The sequence below is a fragment of the Xanthomonas sp. AC360 genome (genome assembly GCF_979258225.1).
Window position 1 is genome coordinate 2,232,893 of sequence record NZ_OZ409846.1, and the last position, 20,561, is coordinate 2,253,453.

The following is a 20,561-nucleotide window of genomic DNA, read 5'->3' on the forward strand; positions in this document are numbered from 1 at the left end:
CGGCCATGCCGATACGCGCCGGGGAGGCGGGATGAAGACACGCGCTGCGGTCGCCTGGGGCCCGCATCAGCCGTTGACCATCGAAGAGGTGGACCTGCAGCCGCCGCGCCCCGGCGAAGTGCTGGTGCGGCTGGTTGCCACCGGCATCTGCCACGGCGATGCGCATGCGCTCGCGCACGGGCATGCGAGCAGCTTTCCGGCGATTCTGGGCCAGGAGGGCGCGGGAATTGTGGAAGACGTGGGCATCGGCGTGACCAGCGTGCGTGCCGGCGATCATGTCATCCCGCTGTACATGCCCGAATGCGGCGTCTGCAAGTTCTGCCGCTCCGGGCGCACCAACCTGTGCCAGGCGATTCGCAGCAGTCAGGAACGTGGCCTGATGCCCGACGGCAGCAGCCGGTTTTCATTGAACGGGCGTCCGATCCTGCACCACATGGGCACCAGTACGTTTTCCGAATACACCGTGTTGCCGGAGATCGCGGTGGCGCGCATCCATCCGGATGCGGCGCTGGATCAGGTCTGCCTGCTCGGTTGCACGGTCACCACCGGCGTTGGCGCGGTCCTCAACAGCACGCATGTGCGGCCGGGCGATTGCGTGGCGGTCTTCGGGCTGGGCGGGATCGGCCTGTCGGTGGTGCAGGGCGCGGTGCTGGCGCGGGCCGGGCGCATCATTGCGGTGGATATCGACCCGGGCAAGTTCGCATTGGCGCGTGCGCTGGGCGCCACCGATTGCCTGGACCCGCGCGACTACGGCGCACCGATCCAGCAAGTGATCGTGGACCTCACCGATGGCGGCGCCGACCACAGTTTCGAATGCGTGGGCGATGTCGGTGCGATGCGTGCGGCACTGGAGTGCTGCCACAAGGGCTGGGGTGAGAGCGTCATTCTCGGCGTTGCCGACGATGCGCAAGAGATCAGCACGCGGCCGTTTCAGTTGGTGACCGGCCGGGTGTGGCGTGGCAGCGCGTTCGGCGGGGTGAAAGGACGCAGCGAGTTGCCAGGCTATGTGGAGCGTTATCTGCATGGCGAGATCCAGTTGGCACCGCTGATTACCCGTACCCTGGCATTGGACGACATCAATCAGGCGCTGGCGGATCTGCGCGCGGCGCGCGGCATCAAATCGATCGTGCTGTATTGAAGGAGACGACATGACGTCGACGCATGACTTGCTGGGCCACCGCAGTACCCCGCCGCTTCGCACCGCTCGCCCTGGATGCGATGTACTGCAACGCCATCGGCTTGCCTGCGCCTGTGCAGCGCTGCTGTGCGCTGGCACGATCGGCCCCGCACTGGCCGACGGCACCCCGCAAGTCACCTGGCTGGATCGCATCGAAGTCACTGCCACGCCCATCCCCGGCACCACCATCGACGCGGCGCAATTGCCGTACATGGTGCAATCGGCGACCAATGCGGAGTTGTCGCGTGGGCGCAGCAACAACATCAGCGATCTGCTGCAGCGGCGGTTTGTCGGTGTGGATGGCAACGATGTGCAGGGCAGCGCATTTCAGAACGACCTTACCTTCCATGGCTTTCGCGCATCGGCCTTGCCGGGCGCTTCGCAAGGTGTGTCGGTGTATCTGGACGGCGTCCGCGTCAACGAACCGTTCGCCGATATCGTCAGCTGGGACATGCTGCCGGAATCCGCCATCACCGCCGTCACCCTGATGCCCGGTTCCAACCCGTTATTCGGGCCGAATACGCTCGGCGGCGCGGTGGTGCTGTCCACCGCATCCGGACTCACTGCACCGGGACTGCAAGGCGAACTGAGCATCGGCAGCGGCGCGCGCAAGCGGCTGGATGCCAGTTATGGCATTGCCGGCGGCGATGGCTGGCATGGCTTTATCGCAGTGACCGGCTTCGACGAAAACGGCTGGCGCGATGCTTCCGAAGGACGTCTGGGCACGGTGTTCGGCAAGCTCGGTCGGCAAGGCGATGACACCGACTGGAGTCTGTCGCTGCTGCACGGGCGCAGCCGCCTGATCGGCAATGGACTGTTACCCGACACCAGCTACACCGACGAGGGGCCCGAGCCAGGCCTGTACCGTGCCGACCGCCGTGCGGTGTATACCTCGCCCGATCTCACCCGCAATCGCAATACGTTGCTGACAGCGCAGTTAGACCACCGTTTCGATGCGGACACTGCGCTGCATGCGCTGGCGTATTCGCGCGTTGGCCGGCGCGATACCGTCAATGGCGATATCGGTGAGGACTACGAAGAATTCGTCGAAGAATGCGCCTCCGGTTACGCCGCCGACGGCAGCGCGCTGGATGCCGATTGCGAGGTGGCGCGCGCCGATGCCGATGCGCTGCATACCGGCGCCCTCAACACCACCCAGATGCGTCAGGAAGCGCAGGGGCTTGCGATCAACCTGAGCAAGCAATGGGGAGCGCATGCGCTCAGTGCCGGTGTCACCTTCGACCGCGGTCATGTGCGTTACCGGCAATTCGCCCGCGACGGTTGGGTGCAGCCGGATCGGTCGGTGCTGGCAGATCCCGATGTCGAGCGTGCGTTCTTCTCTGGTGTGCGCGGCAGCACCAAGACGCTGGGCGCCTTTGTCGCAGACACCTGGGAGCTGGACGCGGCCACCCATCTCACCGCCGCAGTGCGCTGGAACCGGGTGGTGGTCGACAACATCCTGTCCACCGCCGAGGACGGCGACCGCCCGCGCGAGCGCTTTGTCTACGCCAAGGCGAACCCGTCGCTGGGGCTCACCCATCGGCTCGACTCCGGCCTCACCGTGTACGGCTCGGTGGCCCAGAACACGCGCGCACCGACCGCGATCGAACTGGGGTGCGCCGACCCCACCCAGCCGTGCCGGCTGCCGACCGGCTTGCAGGCCGATCCGCGCCTGGAGCAGATCGTGTCGCGAACCTATGAGTTGGGCGCGCGCTGGTCGCCGTGGGCCGACAGCAACGCCACCGTGTCGGTGTACCGCGCCGACAATCGCGACGACATTTTGTTTTTGCGTGCGCCGGACACGCAGCTAGGCTACTTCGATAATGTGGGACGCACCCGCTATCAAGGCCTCGACGCTGCGCTGCATCTGCGCAGCGGCGATTGGCAATGGTCGGCCGGGTACAGCTATCTGGACGCGACCTATCGCAGCGACGGCGAACTGCTGTCCGGCGAGCGTGTGATCACGTTGCGGCCCGGTTTGCGGATCGCCGCGCTACCCCGGCATAACCTCAAGCTCGGGGTGGAGTGGCAGCGCGATGCGCTGACGTTGGGCGCCGGCGTGCGCGCGGTGTCCGGGCGCGTGGCCAGCGGCAACGAAGATGGGCAGGTCGACAATGCCGAAGCCGGCGAGCCCGCACCGCAGCGCATCGATATCGGCACCGCCGGCTATGCACTGGTCGACCTGCAGGCGCGTTGGGCCATCAGCACGCGCGTGTCGGTCTTTGCGCGTATCGACAACCTGTTCGATCGCCAGTACGCCACCTATGCTGCGGTGGCCGAAGATGTGTTTCCCGATGGCGAACTTGCCCGCCCGCAGAACGCGCCCGTCGAAACAGGCCCGGCACGCTTTCTGGCGCCGGGCGTGACCAGGCAGTATCTGATCGGGCTGCGCTGGGCGTTGTGAGTTTGGGGCGGGGATTCGGGATTGGAGATTCATGAGGCGTCAGCACCAGCCGCGCTCCGCGTTATCTGGAGGGTCGCGCGTCGCGCTGGTCGGGGGCGCGGTGCCCTCACCGCTCGCGGGACACGCCGTGAACCCGTCCCTGGGGGCTCGGTGGCGGCATCCATGCCGCCACACGGTCCCGCAAGCGGCGAGGACACCGCACCAGAACGTTGGTCGGTGGTCGCGTGAAAGCTGCTTGTAGCGCGTTGCACATCAAACGTTGCGCTTGCACGTGATGACCCGACAACGCGCATCAAGCACTGCTCCTGCCGTGCACAGCGACCATCTCCACTGGTCCTTGCCCGCCCACCGTCGCGGGACCTTACGCGGCATGGATGCCGCGTAAGAGCTTACAAGGACGTACTTGCAGCATGTCCCGCGAGGGCGGGCGGGCAAGGACCCTGCAGCCAAGCCACAGATCATCCGCTCCGCAATCGCGGCACGTAGCGTGCCACATGGCGCATCAAGCCATAGCGGTGCCGCCTGATGGCGAAAAAATAATTGTGTTAATCGCTCTAAATAGCAGCGCCAAGCCACCGCTTTGGCTTTGACGTATCCCCAATCCCAAATCCCCGCCCCTCCATCAGCCCGTATCCAACCCATGTTTGCGCAGCTTGCGATACAGCGTATTGCGGCTGATGCCCAGGGCGTCGGCGGTGCGGCTGACATTCCAGCGATGGCGTTCGAGTTGTTGCTGCAATACCAGGCGTTCGGCCTGATCCAGCGCCACCCGGCCCGGCATGTCGTCGGCGGCCACGGCACGGCCATCGACCAGGCATGGCGCGCTGCCGGCATCGACGATTTCCTGCGGCAGGTTCGGCAGGCGGATGACGCCGTCGCTGCATAACACCGCTGCGGTGCGCAGCACATTGCGTAACTGGCGCAGGTTGCCTGGCCAGGCGTAGCTGAGCAGTTTGTGCATCGCCTCTTCGCTGATGCGTACGCTGCGCTCTGCGTTTTCTTCGCGCAACAAAGTACGGATCAACTCCGCTTTATCGCTGCGCTCGCGCAGTGGGGGTAGATGCAACACCACGCCGTTCAGTCGGTAATACAAGTCCTCGCGAAACTCACCTGCGGCCACGCGTTGCGCCAGATCGCGATGGCTTGCACTGATGACGTGCAGTTCCAGCGGCACCGCACGTTCGCTGCCCAGCGGGGTCACGCATTGTTCTTCCAGCACGCGCAGCAGGCGGCTTTGTAATGGCAATGGCATATCGCCGATTTCGTCCAGAAACAGCGTGCCGCCGCTGGCCTGCAGCAATTTGCCGTGCCGTCCTTCGCGCGCCGCGTCGGTGAAGGCACCGCGTGCGTAACCGAACAACTCGCTTTCGATCAGCGCCTCGGGAATGGCGGCGCAATTGATCGCGACAAACGCGCCGCTGGCCCAGGGCGAGCCACGGTGCACCGCCTTGGCGAATTCTTCCTTGCCGGTGCCGGTGTCGCCACGCAGCAGGATCGAGACGCGGTGCGCGGCCAGTTTCAACGCATTGGCCAGGTTGTGGCGCATGCGCGGATCCGAACCGACGTGCTCGCTTGGTTGCAATTCGGAATCCGGTGCGGCCTGCGCCGGCCCACCCACCGCAGGTAGCGCCGGGCGGGCGCGTGGCGGGCGCACCAGCGCATAGAAGCGCCGCCCGTGGCAGGCGCAGCGGATCGACCACAGGGTGCCCGCGTCGCTGCCGGCCCGGTGTTCGATGGTGTCGAAGTCCAGCTGCATCACCTGCGAGATATCGCGACCCACCAACTGGCTGCGATCGATCTTGCCCAGTTGCTCCAGCACCGCTTCGTTGACCGCCAGCACGCGGCCATCGGCACCGATGGCGATCAACGCCTCGTGCAACAAGCCGGCAAATTCGGGGCGGCTGTGAAAGCGCAGGATGAACGCATGACCAAACTGATTGAGGAAATGCGAGCGCGAAATCTGTGCGGCCGACATGCTCACCAGGGCCACGGTATGGCGCTGGATCTGCTTGCTGTCCTGCGCATTGGGGGTGGACGCATCCAGCACCGCCAGCAGCCCCCCATGCGGGTCCAGGATCGGTGCGCCGCTGCACGACAGCGGTAAATGCCGGGTCAGATAGTGTTCGCCGCGATGCACGCTGACCGCCGTGCGCTCGGCCGCGCAGGTGCCCAGACCGTTGGTGCCCTGATGGCATTCGGCCCAGCTGGCGCCACAGAACAGCCCCGCCTGGCGGAACTCGCGCAGCAGGGTGGAGTCGTGCACGCTATGCAGCACGGTGGCGTCGGCATCGCCAAAGATCACCGCATAGCCGCTGCCGGCGATCTGCTCGTACAGGTTTTCCATTTCCACCTTGGCGATGCGCAGCACCTCGCCAAGCCGCTGCTGGCGCTCACGCACGTGCAGGGCGTCGTGCACCAACGGTTCGGGCGTTGCCTCGGGTAGCAGCGCGTAGTCGTCCAGGCAACGCCGCCACGACCGCGACAGCGGTGGCGCCAGCGGCGCGATATCGCGCAGCCTTCTGATCTGCCGGAGTACATCCGGTTCGATCTCCGGCAGCGTGATGGAAGGAGCGGCGACAACGCTTGGCTCGGACATGGGCCAGCGTTCCTCAGTGGGCGCGAAACGTCAGTAGAGGCACAAACCGCTCCTATGCTCAAACCGCATTGCAGCAAACTGCGCCGCGCTGCTCGCAATACGTGCATCGATGAGGGGCCCAGGATGCCTGAGGCCACGACCGCGTTTTGGGGGATAAGGGTCGAGCTCGGTCGACGCGCAGCTTGCTCGGCGGGGCGAGGGAGCGTGCGCATTTAGCGCTGAGAGCGGCTAACAAAGCGCAGCGAGCGGTCGTCAGTCGGGTGTGGAGGGCGTGCTTAGAACCGGACTCTACGAGCGGCATGGCGCGCACCGAGCGCTGGCCGCGGCAGCCGCTTGGAGGCTGCGCAAGCAGTCTTTAGCGGGGCGCCCGCGTCGCAAGGGCCGCCTTGGGGCGAAGTACGGGCCGGGGCGGTGGCGCCGTTCGAAGCGAGTGTGTCGTTCGAGCTGCGCGAGGTTTCGCGCAGGCCGGCATCTGCCGCTGCTAGGCCCCTTCTCCCGAAGAGAGAAGGGGAAGCTAGCCGGCGCCAGCGCCGGCATCGCAGGTGCGGGCCGGGCGCGGAGCAAGCGCTGGAGTGGGAGCTGACGGTGCGCAGCCGAGGTGTCGCACCGATGCAGCTCCGGGCATTCCTACAGCGCGTAGCCGAACTGCTGTTTGAACTGATCGTTGAATTCGGCGAAGTCGAAGCGTTGGTTCTGGGTGCCGGGGTGTTCCACCTTCAATGCGCCCATCAGATTGCCCATGCGCCCGATCGTCAGCCAGTCGTAGTTGTGCTGGATGCCGTAGATCAGGCCGGCGCGGAACGCATCGCCGCAGCCGGTGGGGTCGACCACGCGGCGCTCATGCGCCGGCGGAATGTCGTAGGTCTTCTCGGGCGTGTGCACCAGCGCGCCCTTCGGGCCCTGCGTGGTGATGTAGGCCTGCACGCGCGACACGATGTCTTTCTCGTTCCAGCCGGTGCGTTCCTGCAGCAGGTTGGACTCGTAGTCGTTGACCACCACGTAGTCGGCCTGCTCGATGAATTCACGCAGTTCCGGTCCGTTGAACAACGGCATCGCCTGGCCAGGATCGAAGATGAAAGGAATGCCGCCGGCAGCGAACTCTTCCGCATTCTGGATCATGCCTTCGCGCCCGTCCGGGCCGACCAGGCCCAGGGTCACGCCCGGCACGTCGCGCACGTGGTTCTCGTAACTGCGCATCATCGCGCCCGGATGGAAGGCGGTGATCTGGTTGTTGTCGTGATCGGTGGTGATGAACGCCTGCGGGGTGAACAGGTCATCGATGATCTTCACGCGCGACAGATCGATGCCCAGCGTTTCGAAATGTTCGCGGTACGGGCCGAAATCCTGGCCTACGGTGCCCATCGGAATCGGCGCGCCGCCGAGCAGATGCAGGTTGTAGGCGATGTTGCCGGCGCAGCCGCCGAACTCGCGGCGCATGCGCGGCACCAGGAACGACACATTCAGGATGTGCACCTTGTCCGGCAGGATGTGATTCTTGAACTGGTCCGGGAACACCATGATGGTGTCGTAGGCGAGGGAACCACAGATCAGTGCGGACATCGAGTCAGGCCTTTGCGTAAGGAAATACCCGCCAGTTGCCGGCATGGCGGCGGGACGGCGCCAACGCCGCGGCGCAAAGGGTAACGGCTGCGACCGATCAGAGCCACAACCGCGTGCCATGCCCGGCGTGACCGCCACATGAAAACCGGGCCGGAAACACCGATTTTTCCTTGCCCGCACCGGGGGGGATTGCTAGGCTAGTGGACTTCGTTTTCTGCCCAAAACTTCGCCAGTCTGGCGGCGGGCACGCGACTTACCCAGGAACAACTCCCTCGATGTTCAAGAAACTGCGCGGCATGTTCTCCAACGACCTGTCCATCGATCTGGGCACGGCCAATACGCTGATCTACGTGCGCGGACAGGGCATCGTGCTGAACGAGCCATCGGTGGTTGCGGTGCGTCAGGACCGCGCAATCGGCGGGACGCGCTCGGTGGCTGCCGTCGGCGCGGAGGCCAAGCAGATGCTCGGTCGTACCCCCGGCCACATCACCACCATCCGCCCGATGAAAGACGGCGTCATCGCCGATTTCACCTACACCGAAGCAATGCTGAAGCACTTCATCAAGAAGGTGCACAAATCGCGCTTCCTGCGCCCCAGCCCACGCGTGCTGGTGTGCGTGCCGGCCGGTTCCACCCAGGTGGAGCGCCGCGCGATCAAGGAATCTGCGGAAGAGGCCGGTGCGCGCGACGTGTACCTGATCGAAGAACCCATGGCCGCTGCCATCGGTGCCGGCATGCCGGTGACCGAAGCGCGCGGCTCGATGGTCATCGACATCGGCGGCGGCACCACCGAAGTGGCGGTGATCTCGCTTAACGGCATCGTCTACTCGCAATCGGTGCGCGTGGGCGGCGACCGCTTCGATGAGTCGATCACCAACTACGTGCGTCGCAACCACGGCATGTTGATCGGCGAAGCCACGGCCGAGCGCATCAAGTTGCAGATCGGCTGCGCCTACCCGCAGGACGAGGTGCAGGAGATGGAAATCTCCGGCCGCAACCTCGCCGAAGGCGTGCCGAAGATGATCAAGATCAACTCCAACGAAGTGCTCGAAGCGCTGCATGAGCCGTTGTCGGGCATCATCTCCGCAGTGAAGCTGGCGCTGGAGCAGACCCCGCCGGAACTGTGCGCCGACGTCGCCGAGCGCGGCATCGTGCTCACTGGCGGCGGCGCGCTGCTGCGCGACCTGGACCGTCTGATCTCGGAAGAAACCGGCCTGCACGTGCAGGTGGCCGACGATCCGCTCACCTGCGTGGCCCGCGGCGGCGGCCGCGCGCTGGAGCTGGTGGACATGCACGGCAACGAGTTCTTCGCGCCGGAATAATGGAGCTGGGAATGGGGAATCGGGAATGGGGAATCGTCGTGCGGCTCCCCGCCTCCGGCCTTGCGTGGTCACTGCGCATTCCCGTCCGTGTATCCCTTAGCCCTTCCGTGGGCAGCACATTGCCCACCGATTCCCCATTCCCGACTCCCCATTCCCGGCCCTGAAAGTGCCCTCCTACGCCGGTCCTCCCGTCGCCTCCCGTCCGGGCGAAGTCACCTCCACGCTGCGGCTGCTGGTCTATCTGGTGCTGGCGATCACGCTGATTGCGCTCGATAGCCGCGGCAGCTGGCTGAGTCAGGTGCGAATGCAGGCCAATCTGCTGATCCAGCCGATCTGGGCAGTGGCCGGGTTGCCAGGGCGCATCGGGTCGCAGGTGCGCGACAACGCCGCAACGCACGCGCAACTGGTGGAAGAAACCCGCGACCTGCGCAATCAGCTGCTGGTCGCCAACGCCCGCCTGACCCGGCTGCAGACCGCTGCGCTGGATAACGCCCAGTTGCGCGAGCTGCTCAACGTGGCCGAGCGCCGTGGCCTGGACGTGCAGCTGGCGCCGATCCTGGATATCGACCTGGACCCGACCCGCCAGCGCTTGCTGCTGGACGCCGGCAGCCGCGATGGCGTGCTGATGGGCCAGGCCGTGATCGATGCCGGCGGCCTGATGGGCCAGGTGATCGAAGTGACCCCGCTGCATTCGACCGTCTTGCTGCTGACCGATCCCGACCACGCGGTGCCGGTGAGCGTGGCGCGCAACGGCGTGCGCCTGATTGTCTACGGCCGCGGCGACCGCCTCGAATTGCGCGACATCCCGCTGAGCGCCGGTGTGCAGGTGGGCGACGAGATCGTCACCTCCGGCCTGGGCGGCCGTTTCCCGGCCGGCTTCCCGGTGGGCAAGGTCTCCGAGCTGCATCCCGACGACACCCACGCCTTCCTGGTCGGCGAGCTGACCCCGGCCGCCAAACTCGACCGCGGCCGCGACGTGCTGTTGTTGCGCGCCGGCAAGCCGCTGCGGGTGGTGCCGGGAATGGGGAATGGGGAATCGGGAATGGGGAATGGCAACGGCAATGGCAACGGCGCTGCGGCACCTGCCGCTGCGGCGGTGACCGCGCCACCCCGCACGCCGGCGAGCGGAGTGTCCGACGCGGCGATGGATATCGCACGCCCGACGGCGGGCGCAGCATCGGGCACCGGCACCGGCACCGGCAGCGCTCAGGGCACCCAGTCCGCGCCGACACCTGCCGCGCCCGGCACGCAGCCGTCCAGTGCGCCAGCGTCCGGCCGCCCGGCCAGCACGCCTGCGCGCGCAACGGCGTCGAATGCATCCAACATCCCGATGCCTGATTCGCGTCCTGCTTCGCCGCAGGGCTTGCGGGCAGCCGGAACGAGGAATGGCAACGGCACGCAGTCGCCAGCTGGCCGTGCGAGCGATGCGCCGCCGCCGCAAGGCATCGCTCCTGCCGATTCCCGACTCCCGATTCCCGATTCCCGTGTGTCTCCACCGGAGACGGACCAATGACCCGCATGCGCAACACCTGGATCCTGCCGGTGAGCCTGCTCATTGCGCTGGTGCTGGGTCTGCTGCCGTTGCCGGAGGTGGTGCAGCCGCTGCGCCCGTACTGGGTGGCGCTGGTGCTGGCCTACTGGGTGATCGAGGAGCCGGATCGGGTGGGCTTGGGTGTGGCCTTCGTGGCCGGCGTGCTGGCCGATCTGCTGTACGGCGGGCTGCTGGGCGAGCAGGCGCTGCGGCTGGTGATCATGACCTTCATCCTGCAGCGCTTCCGCGCGCGGATGCGGTTTTTCCCGGTGTCGCAGCAGGCGCTGGCGATCGGCGGGCTGCTGCTCAACGACCGCATCGTGTCTTCGGCCGTGCATCTGGCGATCGGCGAGCCGACCCTGCCGTGGAGTTACTGGTGGGCGCCGCTGCTGGGCATGGCGCTGTGGCCGCCGTTGTTCGTGTTGCTGGATGCGGTGCGCTTGGGCAAGCGGGGCAAGAAGTAGCCCATGCACGGTCGGCGCCAACCCAAGAACCCGCATGCCGAGGCCGAGCAGTTCCGCCGCCGGGCGGTGCTGGGGTTTGTGATGGTGGTGATCTGCCTGGTCGGCCTGGGCGGGTGGTATTTCAAGCTGCAGGTGCTCGACCACGAGGTCTACGCCACCCGCTCGGAAGCCAACCGCATCAAGCCCAAACCGGTGGTGCCCGGGCGCGGCATGATCTACGACCGCACCGGCCGGCTGCTGGCTGAGAACGTGCCGGCGTTCCGTCTGGACGTGACCCCGGACAAGGTCGCCGACATGGGCGCCATGCTGGCCGCGCTGGGCAAGGTAATCCCGATCGCGCCGGAAGATCTGGAGCGCTTCAACCGTGAGCGCCGCGCGCGCCGCAGCTTCCTGCCGGTCACCCTCAAGCTGCGCATGAGCGATGAAGAGATGGCGCGCTTTGCGGTGGAGCGCTGGCGCTTCCCCGGCGTGGAGCTGGAGCCGTATCTGACCCGGCGCTACCCGTACGGGCCGTTGTTCGCGCACATCATCGGCTACGTCGGCCGTATCGACGAAAAAGACCTCGCGGTGCTGGGCGAGGGCAATGCCGCGCTCACCCATATGGGCAAGTCGGGCCTGGAGCGCTATTACGAACAGGACCTGCGCGGGCAGGTTGGCTACGAGCAGGTCGAGACCAACGTGCAGGGGCGTGCGATCCGCACCGTCGGCCGTGTCGCGCCGCAGTCGGGTGCGGATCTGCGGCTGTCGGTGGATGCCGATCTGCAGCGCGCAATGGTGGCGGCGTTCGGCGAGCACGAAGGTGCAGCCATTGCGATGGACCCGCGCACCGGCGAGATCCTGGGCATGGTCAGCCTGCCCAGCTACGACCCCAATCTGTTCGTCAACGGCATCTCGCATACCGACTTCAAGATGCTCAACGACAACCCGTCGCGGCCGCAGTTCAACCGGCTGGTGCTCGGTGGCGTGGCGCCGGGCTCCACGCTCAAGCCGCTGATCGCCCTGGCCGGCCTGGATAGCGGCCTGCGCCGGCCGGAAGACCGGGTGTTGTCCACCGGCATGTTCTATCTGCCCGGCGTCAGCCGCGGCTGGGGCGACTCGCACCGTGGCGGCCACGGCTGGACCGATCTGCGCAAATCCATCGCCCAGTCGGTTAATACCTACTACTACCGCCTGGCGGTGGACATGGGGGTCGAGCGCTTCGACCATTACATGGGCGGATACGGCTTCGGCGCGCCCACCGGGGTGGATTTGCTGGGCGAAATCGGCGGCATCCTGCCGTCGCCGGCCTACAAGTACAAGAGCCGCAAGGAGCGTTGGTACCCCGGCGACACCGTCAACATCGCCATTGGCCAGGGCGACTGGAAGGTGACTCCGTTACAGCTGGTGCGCGGCGTCTCGGCGATCGCCAGCGGCCTGCTGCTGCGCCCGCATCTGGTGCTGGAAGAACGCACCGGCTTCGATCACCCCTGGCAGCCGATGATCCAGCCGCCGGGCAAGCCGGTCAGCCCGAATCCGGCGCATCTGCAGGTGGTGCGCGAGGGCATGATGGACACCATGCGCCCGGGCGGTACCGGTTACGCCATCACGCCCGGCGCGCCGTATCAGATGGCCGGCAAGACCGGCACCGCGCAGGTGGTCAGCCGTAAGGGCGTGGCCGCCGTGGACCCGCGCAGCCTGCCGATGCATCTGCGCCATCGTGGTCTGTTCGTCGGCTTTGCGCCGGCCGACAACCCGGTCATTGCGGTGGCGGTGGCGGTGGAGGGCGGTGGTTTCGGTACCAGCTCGGCAGCGCCGATTGCGCGCAAGATTTTCGACGCCTGGCTGCTGGGCAAGATGCCTGCGGGCATCCTGCCGCTGGACAGCGAACTCGGCATGACCGCCGTGGGCGTCAACCAGTTCGAAGCCGGCGCCACCGATGCACGTGCGGCCGGCGATGCGGCCGCCGCCACGCTGGAAGAATTGCCGGTGGTGATCGGTCAGACCGCCGTTGCGCTGGATCCCAGCACGCCCGCGCAGCCGGTGATACCGGATGTGCCGGACGCGGTGCAGGAGACCGATCATTGAGTGACATCCTGCGCTGGTTGGCGGACATGGCCGCGCGTTTTACGCGCAGCCTGGACTGGGTGCTGTGCCTGGCGCTGGGCGCGTTGATGGTGATCGGCCTGTCGGTGCTCAAGAGCGCCGGCGGCACGGCCAACGGCGATCATTTGGTGATGGCGCAAGGCATCCGCTTCGTCATCGGCGTGGCCGCGATGTGGGGCATCTCGCGCATGTCGGTGCTGCGCCTGCGCGCCTGGACCCCGTGGGTGTATGGCTTGTCGATGCTGCCGTTACTGGCGGTGTTCGCGCTGGGGACCGGCAAATACGGCCGGCAGTGGCTGGATCTGAAAGTGTTCTATCTGCAGCCGGCCGAGCTGCTCAAGATCAGCCTGCCGATGATGGCGGCCTGGTATCTGCACCGCATGCCGTTGCCGCCGCGCATCTCCACCGTGTTGGTCACCTGCATGATCATCGGCGTGCCCACCGCGCTGATCATGTTGCAGCCGGACTTCGGCACCGGCGTGCTGATCGCCGCCAGCGGCGTGTTCGTGCTGCTGCTGGCTGGTCTGCCGTGGTGGTGGGTGGCCGTGGGTCTGGGCGGCGTGGCGGCGGCGGCGCCGATCGCTTGGTTCTGGCTGCTGCGGCCGTACCAGAAGGACCGCATCATGATGTTCCTCAACCCCGAGAACGACGCGCTCGGCGCCGGCTGGAACATCATCCAGTCCAAGATCGCGATCGGCTCCGGCGGGTTGGATGGCAAGGGCTGGGGATTGGGCTCGCAATCGCATCTGAACTTCATTCCCGAACAGACCACCGACTTTGCGTTCTCGGTGCTCAGCGAAGAATTCGGCTGGATCGGCGTGGCCACCGTACTGACGCTGTATCTCATCGTCATCGGCCGCTGCCTGTGGATCGCCTCGCAGGCACGCGACACCTACTCGCGCCTGGTCGCCGGCGCTACCGGTCTGGCGTTCTTCGTCTATGTGCTGGTCAACGGCGGCATGATCTCCGGCCTGCTGCCGGTGGTCGGCGTGCCCATGCCCTTGATGAGTTACGGCGGCACCTCGGCGGTGTCGTTGCTGGCCGGATTGGGCCTGGTGATGGCAGTGAAGGCGCACCGGCCGGTGCATGGGTACTGACGCATAGCGTCATGCCGTTGGCGCGTTGCATCGCGTCAACCCACGCGCAAGCGGCATGCTCCGCATTGCAACGCCGACTGATGCGACACGCGTGTGTCACCGCGCCGGCAATGTAGCGATGGCATCGCGTTTTTGCGCGCTGCGTTGCAACGACGACACCTCGACGTAGGGTGGCTTCGCTCGGGCGGCATCTGGTTCGCTCGCGTTCTGCATCTGCGATGTGTGCTCCGTAGAGTCCGCTATGCCGCTGCAGTGATGGCGGCCGCGTCGCGTTGCCTGTGCAGGCGCGCGCCATTCCTCTTTCGGGTGCCTGTTTCCATGAAATTGCTAACCGCCGCCATCGGCGGTGTTTGTCTGATGCTTGCCACGCAGGCCAGCGCTGTCACCTTCGCCACGGGCGATGCCCGCGCTGTCGCGCAACCGGCAATTCCGCCCACGTGTCCGCCCTCCTTGAAGGCCGGCCTGACGCCGAGCGGGCGTCAATTCGATGATGCATTGGAGCGCTCGCCGCCTGATACCAAGACCATCCAGGCCGCGCTCAATGCCTGTAAAAACGGCAGCGTGCTGCTGACCAGCGGCAGCGGCAACGCGTTTCTGACCGGCCCGCTGACCATTCCCAGTGGCGTCACGCTGGTGGTCGACCAGGGCGTCACCTTGTACGGCTCACGCAATCCGGCCGACTACGGCAGCGGCTGCGGCGTGGCCGGTTCCAAGAGCGGCGGCTGTGCGCCGCTGATCAGCGTCAAGGGCGCCAAGTCGGGCGTCATGGGCATCCGCATCGGCGGGCGTCAGGGCACCATCGATGGCCGTGGCGATCTGACCATGCTGGGCAAGAGCACCACCTGGTGGCAATTGGGCGAAGACGCCAAGGCTGCCGGCCTGGTGCAGAACAGCCCGGACCTGATCAAGGTGCAGAATTCAACGGCGTTTACGCTGTACGACATCAATCTGATCAACGCGGCGTACTTCCATTTCTTCGCGCATATCGTCGATGGCCTGACCATCTGGGGCGTGCGGGTGAAGTCGCCGGCCACCAGTCCCAACACCGATGGCCTGGATCTGGACAGCGTGGTCAATGCCACTCTCCACGACAACGATGTGATGGGCGGCGACGATTGCGTGGCGATCAAGACCATCGCTTCCAAGTCGGCCAACATCACCGTGCGCAATACGCGTTGCTACGGCACGCATGGCATCTCCATCGGCAGCGAAGTGATGTCCGGCGTCAGCAATGTGCTGGTCGACAACAACGCGCTGGTGTCCACCGACGATGCAGGCAATCGCAGCACCGACAACAACGGGTTGCGCATCAAGACCAGCATCGTCAAGGGCGGGCCGGTCAGCCTGGTCACGTATCGCAACACCTGCCTGTACGGCGTGACCAGCCCGCTGGTGATCAACCCGTTCTATGCCGGCGGGAGCAGCGGCACCAAGCCGACCTTCCACGACATCGTCGTCGACGGGCTGCGCAGTGCGAACGATGCCGGCGGCAAGGGCTGGATTCTGCGTGGCTACGATGCGCAGACGCGGCTTGATCTGGTGCTGGCCAACGTGGCGACCAGCAACACATCGGTCAATGCGAGCAACGCGCAGATCGGGCTGAGCAACAGCGCGCTGACTCCGACCGGGAGCGGTGTCACCACTGCGCCGGTGCAAGTCGGCGGCGGCATACCGACCTGCTCGAGCGCGCCGCGCTTCCCGGCGCTGTGAGGCTACAGGCGCGGCCGATCCTAGCGGCCGCGCCTGGTTTTCTGCCACGGCGGCTCAGTCGATGCAGCCGCCTGGCAGTGGGCTTTGATGTCCCATGAGCTGCCAAGCCGGGTAGCTGTCTTGGGTTCTTTCCAAGGTGGCGACGGCCGCCTCCGCGTCACTGACATCAGCGCGGCGATCTCGCCCGCGATCAGCTGATCGCAATCACCGTCGAGCACCCAGTTGTTAGCGCGGCATCCACATGCCAGTGGTGCACATCGCGCTAGCGCGCCGCGTGGCCGGACTCCCGCTCCTGCCAGCCGCCGCTCCCAATCCCAATCCCAATCCCAATCCCAATCCCAATCCCAATCCCGATTCCCGATTCCCGATTCCCGATTCCCCAGCCACCAAACTGCCTCGCCTGCTGCGGCAGACCTTGACTTTGGCTAAAGTCTTTTCGTTTCATGATCTTATTGCCAGAAGTTCATCTGATGTCTGTTACCCTCGGCCGATGATTCGACGCACTCTGACCTGCCTGCTCACCCTCGGCCTTGTCGCCTGCGCGACCCAGCCCAGCCCTCCGTCCCCGCCGCCGGCCGCCAGTGCGCCTCCGGCCAAGCCGCCCGTGGCTCCGGTCGCGCCTGCAAGTGCTGCCGCCGAAGCGCCTGCACTACCGCCGGTCGATCTGACTCCGGTGCCGTTCGAGATCGCACGTGCCAACTTCGTGCGCGACACCGCCGCCAAATACGGCATCGACGCCGCGCAGATCGAAGCGGTGCTGGCGCAGGCGCAATTCAAGGACGCCATCGTTACCGCCATGTCGCGCCCGGCCGAGCGGGTCAAGCCGTGGAACGAATACCGGCCGATGTTCATCACCCAGGCGCGCATCGATGGGGGCCGCAAATTCCTGGCCGAGCACCGCGCCGAGCTGAGCAAGGTCGAAGCCGCCACCGGCGTGCCGGCGCAGGTGATCGTGGCCATCATCGGGGTGGAAACCAGTTACGGCAGCAATGCCGGCAAATACCGCGTGCTGGATGCGCTGTACACGCTGGCGTTCCGCTACCCGCGCAGCGGCGACCCGGCCAAGCTCGAGCGCGAGGTGCGTCGCGAGCTGTTTTTCCGCGACGAACTCGGCCAACTGTTCGCGCTCGGCAAGGAAGAGCAACTCGACGTCACCAGCCTGATCGGCAGCTACGCCGGCGCGATGGGCATGGGCCAGTTCATGCCCTCCAGCTACCGCCAGTTCGGCGTCGATGGCGATGCGGATGGCAGGCGCAATCTGTTCACCGATTACAACGACGTGTTCGCCTCGATCGCCAATTACTTCGTCAAGAAGGGCGGCTGGGTGCGCGGCGGTGAAGTCGCCGTGCCGGCAACGCTGGCGGCCGGCCACGAAGAATTCAATCCCACCGACTGGTCGCCGGTGTACACGCTGGCCGATCTGTCTGCGCGCGGGTATCACCCTGGCGCGCCGGTGGTGGCGGGTAGCACCGCCACGCCGATCAGCCTGGATGACGCCAACGGCAAGCAGTACTGGCTGGGCTTCCAGAACTTCTACGCGATCACCCGATACAACATTTCCAAGATGTATGCGATGGCCGTGTTCCAGTTGTCCGAGGCCATCGCCGGCAAGGAGTTACCCCCGGCATGAACAGCATGACAGGCCCCAAGTGGCTGATCCCGATGGCGCTGATGCTGGGCCTGGCGGCCTGCAGCAGCGCACCGAAGAAAAGCGTCGCTGCCAAGGGCGGCGGCGCCATCAAGGGCGTCAAGGTCGACGGCAAGGGGCCGGCGTACGTCGCCACAGGATGCCCGTCGACCTCGCCGTATGCGGCCGCCAAGGAAGACCCGTCCACGCGCGGCGACTACACCGCCGGCGGCCTGTACAAACCCGGCGTCAAGGACACCACGCCCGACCACGTGCCCAACGTGGCCTGCATCCCCGAACCGCTGGTCACCAACGAGCCGCGCTCGGCAGTCGGCAATCGCTCGCCCTATGAAGTGCTGGGCAAGCGTTACGTGGTGATGGACGACCCGGGCGACTATGTCGAACGCGGCACCGCCTCGTATTACGGCAGCAAATTCCATGGCCGGCTCACCTCCAATAAGGAGGTCTACGACATGTACGCCTTCACCGCTGCCCACAAGACGTTGCCGCTGCCCAGTTTCGCGCTGGTGACCAATACCGACACCGGCGATTCGGTGGTGGTGCGCGTCAACGACCGCGGCCCGTTTCACGATGGCCGCGTGATCGACCTCAGCTACGCCGCCGCGGTCAAGCTGGGCATCACCGGCAGAGGCACCGGCAATGTCGAAGTGCGCGGGCTGACCGAAGCCGATAACGGCAACCTGCTGGCCAAGCGCAATCGTAGCCAGGTGCCGGTCACGACGGCGGTTGCCACTGCGCGGCCGGCGTCGGGCAGCAGCCAGATCGATGGTCTGGTGCAGCGTCTGCCCACGCGCACGGTTCCGCCGCGCACGGTGACGACAGGCGCGGGCACAGCGGTTGTCACGTCTGCAGTAGCGGTTGCTGCAGCACCGGTCACTGCGGCCGGCGAGCGTTGGCGCTATCGCGTGGCCGATTCGCGCCAGCCCGGCAATGCCGACAACTTCGATGCCTGGATGAAGACGCAGGGCGTGCGTGTGGCCACCGGCAAGCCTGCCGCTGCCGTGCAGCGACCGATAGGCGCGACAACCACAGCTGCCGCCGCACCCGTCGCCGTTGCCGTGGTCAAGGCATCGGAAAGCGTGGCTGCGCGTCCGCTCAAGCCCGATCCGATGCCAGCCAAGGCGCCGAGCGTGGCCGAGGCTGCGCTGGGCGACATCCTGTTGCAGGTCGCCAGCTTCGCCAGCCGCGAAAATGCCAACCGCGCGCTGTCGCAGCTGGCCTCGGCCGGTATCGCCGGTGCCAGCGTCAGCGACATCGTAAGCGGTGGCCGCACCCTGTGGCGCTTGCGGGTCAACGCGCGCGACCACGCCAACGCATCGGAGATTTCCCAGCGGATTGCCGGCCTGGGGTTTGGACGTCCGCAGATCGTCGCCAACTGAGCACAGACCGTTACGCCGTGGTTAGCCGCCATCCAGCGAGCGCGTCTGATACACGGCGCTTGCGACCAACCGCGCGACAGCGTGGTTCCGGTAGGCGCTCTGCAGCATCGGTGCGGCGCGCGTCCCGCGCGGTACGCCAGCAGACACGCTGAACTGTGGAGGCGCGCCGGTCCCTGCGCGCGTCGCTTGAATCTTCATCGCACCTTACAATTTCGTATTACCCAGCCTTCGGGCCCGTCAGGAGTCGTTCTTCAATGAAATTCCGCTTCGCCGCCGCTGCCGTGGCCACGTTCGCCTTCGGCCTGGTCTGCGCCCAGACACCTGCGCCGCAGCCGACTCCCGCTGTGGCTGCCGCGCCGGCTGCACTGCCGGTTCCGCCCGCACCCGCGCCGGCCGTGTCCAAATCCTGGATCCTGATGGACTACGCCACCGGGCAGGTGCTCGCCGGCGACAACATCCATCAGCAGTTGGCACCGGCCAGCATCACCAAGGTGATGACCTCCTACGTGGTGGCCGCGGAAATCAAGAACGGCAAGGTCAAGCGCGACGACCAGGTCATGATGAGCGAGCGCGCCTGGCGCGAGGGCGGCGCCGGCACCGATGGCAGCTATAGCGGCTTCCCGGTCAACCAGACCGCGCGTCTGGAAGACATGGAAAAGGGCATGGCGATCCAGTCCGGCAACGATGCCGCGATTGCGCTGGCCGAGCATGTGGCCGGGAGCGAAGAAGCCTTCGCCTCGCTGATGAACAGCTACGCCGCCAAGATCGGCATGAAGAATTCGTACTTCGTCAACGCGCATGGGTTGAGTGCCGAAGGCCATCATTCCACCGCCTACGACCTGGCGATGCTGGGCCGCGCGATGGTGCGCGATTACCCGGAAACCTACGCCTACAACAAGATCAAGGAGTTCCAGGTCGGCACCATCAAGCAGAGCAACCGTAACCGGCTGCTGTGGCGCGACCCGGCGGTGGACGGCATCAAGACCGGCCACACCTCCGAGGCCGGCTATTGCCTGCTGAGCTCGGCCAAGCGCGGCGACCAGCGCCTGATCGCCGTGGTCATGGGCGACACCTCTGAAGAACAACGCGCCACTGACAGCCTGGCTCTGCTCAACTGGGGGTTCCGCTTCTTCGAAACCCACAGCCTGTACGCGCCCGGCAAGGTCGTGACCAAGCAGAAGGTCTGGAAGGGCGAGCAGGACGAAGTGCAGTTGGGCGTGGCGCAGCCATTGCTGGTCAGCCTGCAACGCGGCCGATACAACGACCTCAAGCCCAGCATGGACGTGGCCAAGAATCTCGAAGCGCCCATCAAGAAGGGCCAGCAGGTCGGCACCGTGAAGGTCAGCCTCGACGGCAAGATCATCGCCCAGGCCCCGCTGGTCGCCATCAACGCGGTGGAGGAGGGCGGCTTCTTCAAGCGCCTCTGGGACTCGTTCTGGATGTGGTGGGAATCGGAATAATAAAAATGCCGGCGAAAGCCGGCATTTTTTTGGAATCGAGAATGGGGAATCGGTATGCAGGCGCACAGCGTTTGCTCTTGCGATTCCCGATTCCCGATTCCCGATTCCCGATTCCCAACTCCCCAATCCCA

Annotated in this window: 13 protein-coding genes and 1 other RNA gene; 11 read left to right on the forward strand and 3 right to left on the reverse strand. The window is 66.0% G+C overall.

The window, feature by feature from the left end; translation table 11 throughout:
• Positions 1–31: 31 nt before the first annotated feature.
• Together ACZZ0O_RS09570 and ACZZ0O_RS09575 are read left to right on the forward strand one after the other, a co-directional pair.
• Positions 32–1,138 carry an S-(hydroxymethyl)glutathione dehydrogenase/class III alcohol dehydrogenase gene (locus ACZZ0O_RS09570; protein ID WP_055850603.1) on the forward strand — a complete coding sequence of 369 codons (1,107 nt, stop codon included), beginning with the start codon at positions 32–34 and terminating at the stop codon, positions 1,136–1,138.
• Between the two features lie 10 nt (positions 1,139–1,148).
• Positions 1,149–3,581: a TonB-dependent receptor gene (locus tag ACZZ0O_RS09575; protein ID WP_463590641.1), complete on the forward strand. Its 2,433-nt coding sequence runs from the start codon at positions 1,149–1,151 to the stop codon at positions 3,579–3,581.
• Positions 3,582–4,203: 622 nt separating this feature from the next.
• Here ACZZ0O_RS09575 and ACZZ0O_RS09580 read toward each other — a convergent pair.
• From ACZZ0O_RS09580 to ACZZ0O_RS09590, 3 genes are all read right to left on the reverse strand, one after another.
• Positions 4,204–6,177, reverse strand: coding sequence for a sigma-54-dependent Fis family transcriptional regulator (locus ACZZ0O_RS09580; RefSeq protein ID WP_115584715.1), 1,974 nt, complete (start codon positions 6,175–6,177; stop codon positions 4,204–4,206).
• Positions 6,178–6,403: 226 nt separating this feature from the next.
• Positions 6,404–6,478, reverse strand: a non-coding RNA gene (locus ACZZ0O_RS09585) — sX9 sRNA.
• A gap of 326 nt (positions 6,479–6,804) precedes the next feature.
• Positions 6,805–7,737, reverse strand: coding sequence for a carbohydrate kinase family protein (locus ACZZ0O_RS09590; RefSeq protein WP_005990298.1), 933 nt, complete (start codon positions 7,735–7,737; stop codon positions 6,805–6,807).
• A gap of 275 nt (positions 7,738–8,012) precedes the next feature.
• On the opposite strand from ACZZ0O_RS09590, the gene ACZZ0O_RS09595 reads away from it, so the two are divergent.
• The 9 genes from ACZZ0O_RS09595 (at position 8,013) to ACZZ0O_RS09635 (ending at position 20,430) form a co-directional block, all read left to right on the forward strand.
• Positions 8,013–9,059: a rod shape-determining protein gene (locus ACZZ0O_RS09595; protein ID WP_006452025.1), complete on the forward strand. Its 1,047-nt coding sequence runs from the start codon at positions 8,013–8,015 to the stop codon at positions 9,057–9,059.
• Positions 9,060–9,225: 166 nt separating this feature from the next.
• Positions 9,226–10,572 carry a rod shape-determining protein MreC gene (mreC, locus tag ACZZ0O_RS09600; protein ID WP_463590642.1) on the forward strand — a complete coding sequence of 449 codons (1,347 nt, stop codon included), beginning with the start codon at positions 9,226–9,228 and terminating at the stop codon, positions 10,570–10,572.
• Complete coding sequence (gene mreD, locus ACZZ0O_RS09605) at positions 10,569–11,054, forward strand: rod shape-determining protein MreD (RefSeq protein WP_115512611.1); 486 nt, start codon at positions 10,569–10,571, stop codon at positions 11,052–11,054. The genes mreC and mreD overlap by 4 nt, the downstream gene beginning before the upstream one ends.
• Before the next feature lie 3 nt (positions 11,055–11,057).
• Positions 11,058–13,118: a penicillin-binding protein 2 gene (mrdA, locus tag ACZZ0O_RS09610; RefSeq protein ID WP_115584334.1), complete on the forward strand. Its 2,061-nt coding sequence runs from the start codon at positions 11,058–11,060 to the stop codon at positions 13,116–13,118.
• Complete coding sequence (gene rodA / locus ACZZ0O_RS09615) at positions 13,115–14,233, forward strand: rod shape-determining protein RodA (protein ID WP_055850614.1); 1,119 nt, start codon at positions 13,115–13,117, stop codon at positions 14,231–14,233. The genes mrdA and rodA overlap by 4 nt, the downstream gene beginning before the upstream one ends.
• A 318-nt stretch (positions 14,234–14,551) precedes the next feature.
• Positions 14,552–15,943: a glycoside hydrolase family 28 protein gene (locus ACZZ0O_RS09620; protein WP_311238981.1), complete on the forward strand. Its 1,392-nt coding sequence runs from the start codon at positions 14,552–14,554 to the stop codon at positions 15,941–15,943.
• 490 nt (positions 15,944–16,433) lie between these two features.
• Positions 16,434–17,573 (forward strand): lytic murein transglycosylase B, encoded by a 1,140-nt coding sequence (gene mltB / locus ACZZ0O_RS09625; protein WP_463590643.1) that lies wholly within the window; start codon positions 16,434–16,436, stop codon positions 17,571–17,573.
• Positions 17,570–18,970, forward strand: a complete 1,401-nt coding sequence (locus tag ACZZ0O_RS09630; protein ID WP_463602882.1) for a septal ring lytic transglycosylase RlpA family protein — start codon at positions 17,570–17,572, stop codon at positions 18,968–18,970. Before mltB ends, ACZZ0O_RS09630 begins: the two co-directional genes overlap by 4 nt.
• Before the next feature lie 254 nt (positions 18,971–19,224).
• Positions 19,225–20,430 (forward strand): D-alanyl-D-alanine carboxypeptidase family protein, encoded by a 1,206-nt coding sequence (locus ACZZ0O_RS09635; protein ID WP_055850627.1) that lies wholly within the window; start codon positions 19,225–19,227, stop codon positions 20,428–20,430.
• Positions 20,431–20,561: the final 131 nt, after the last annotated feature.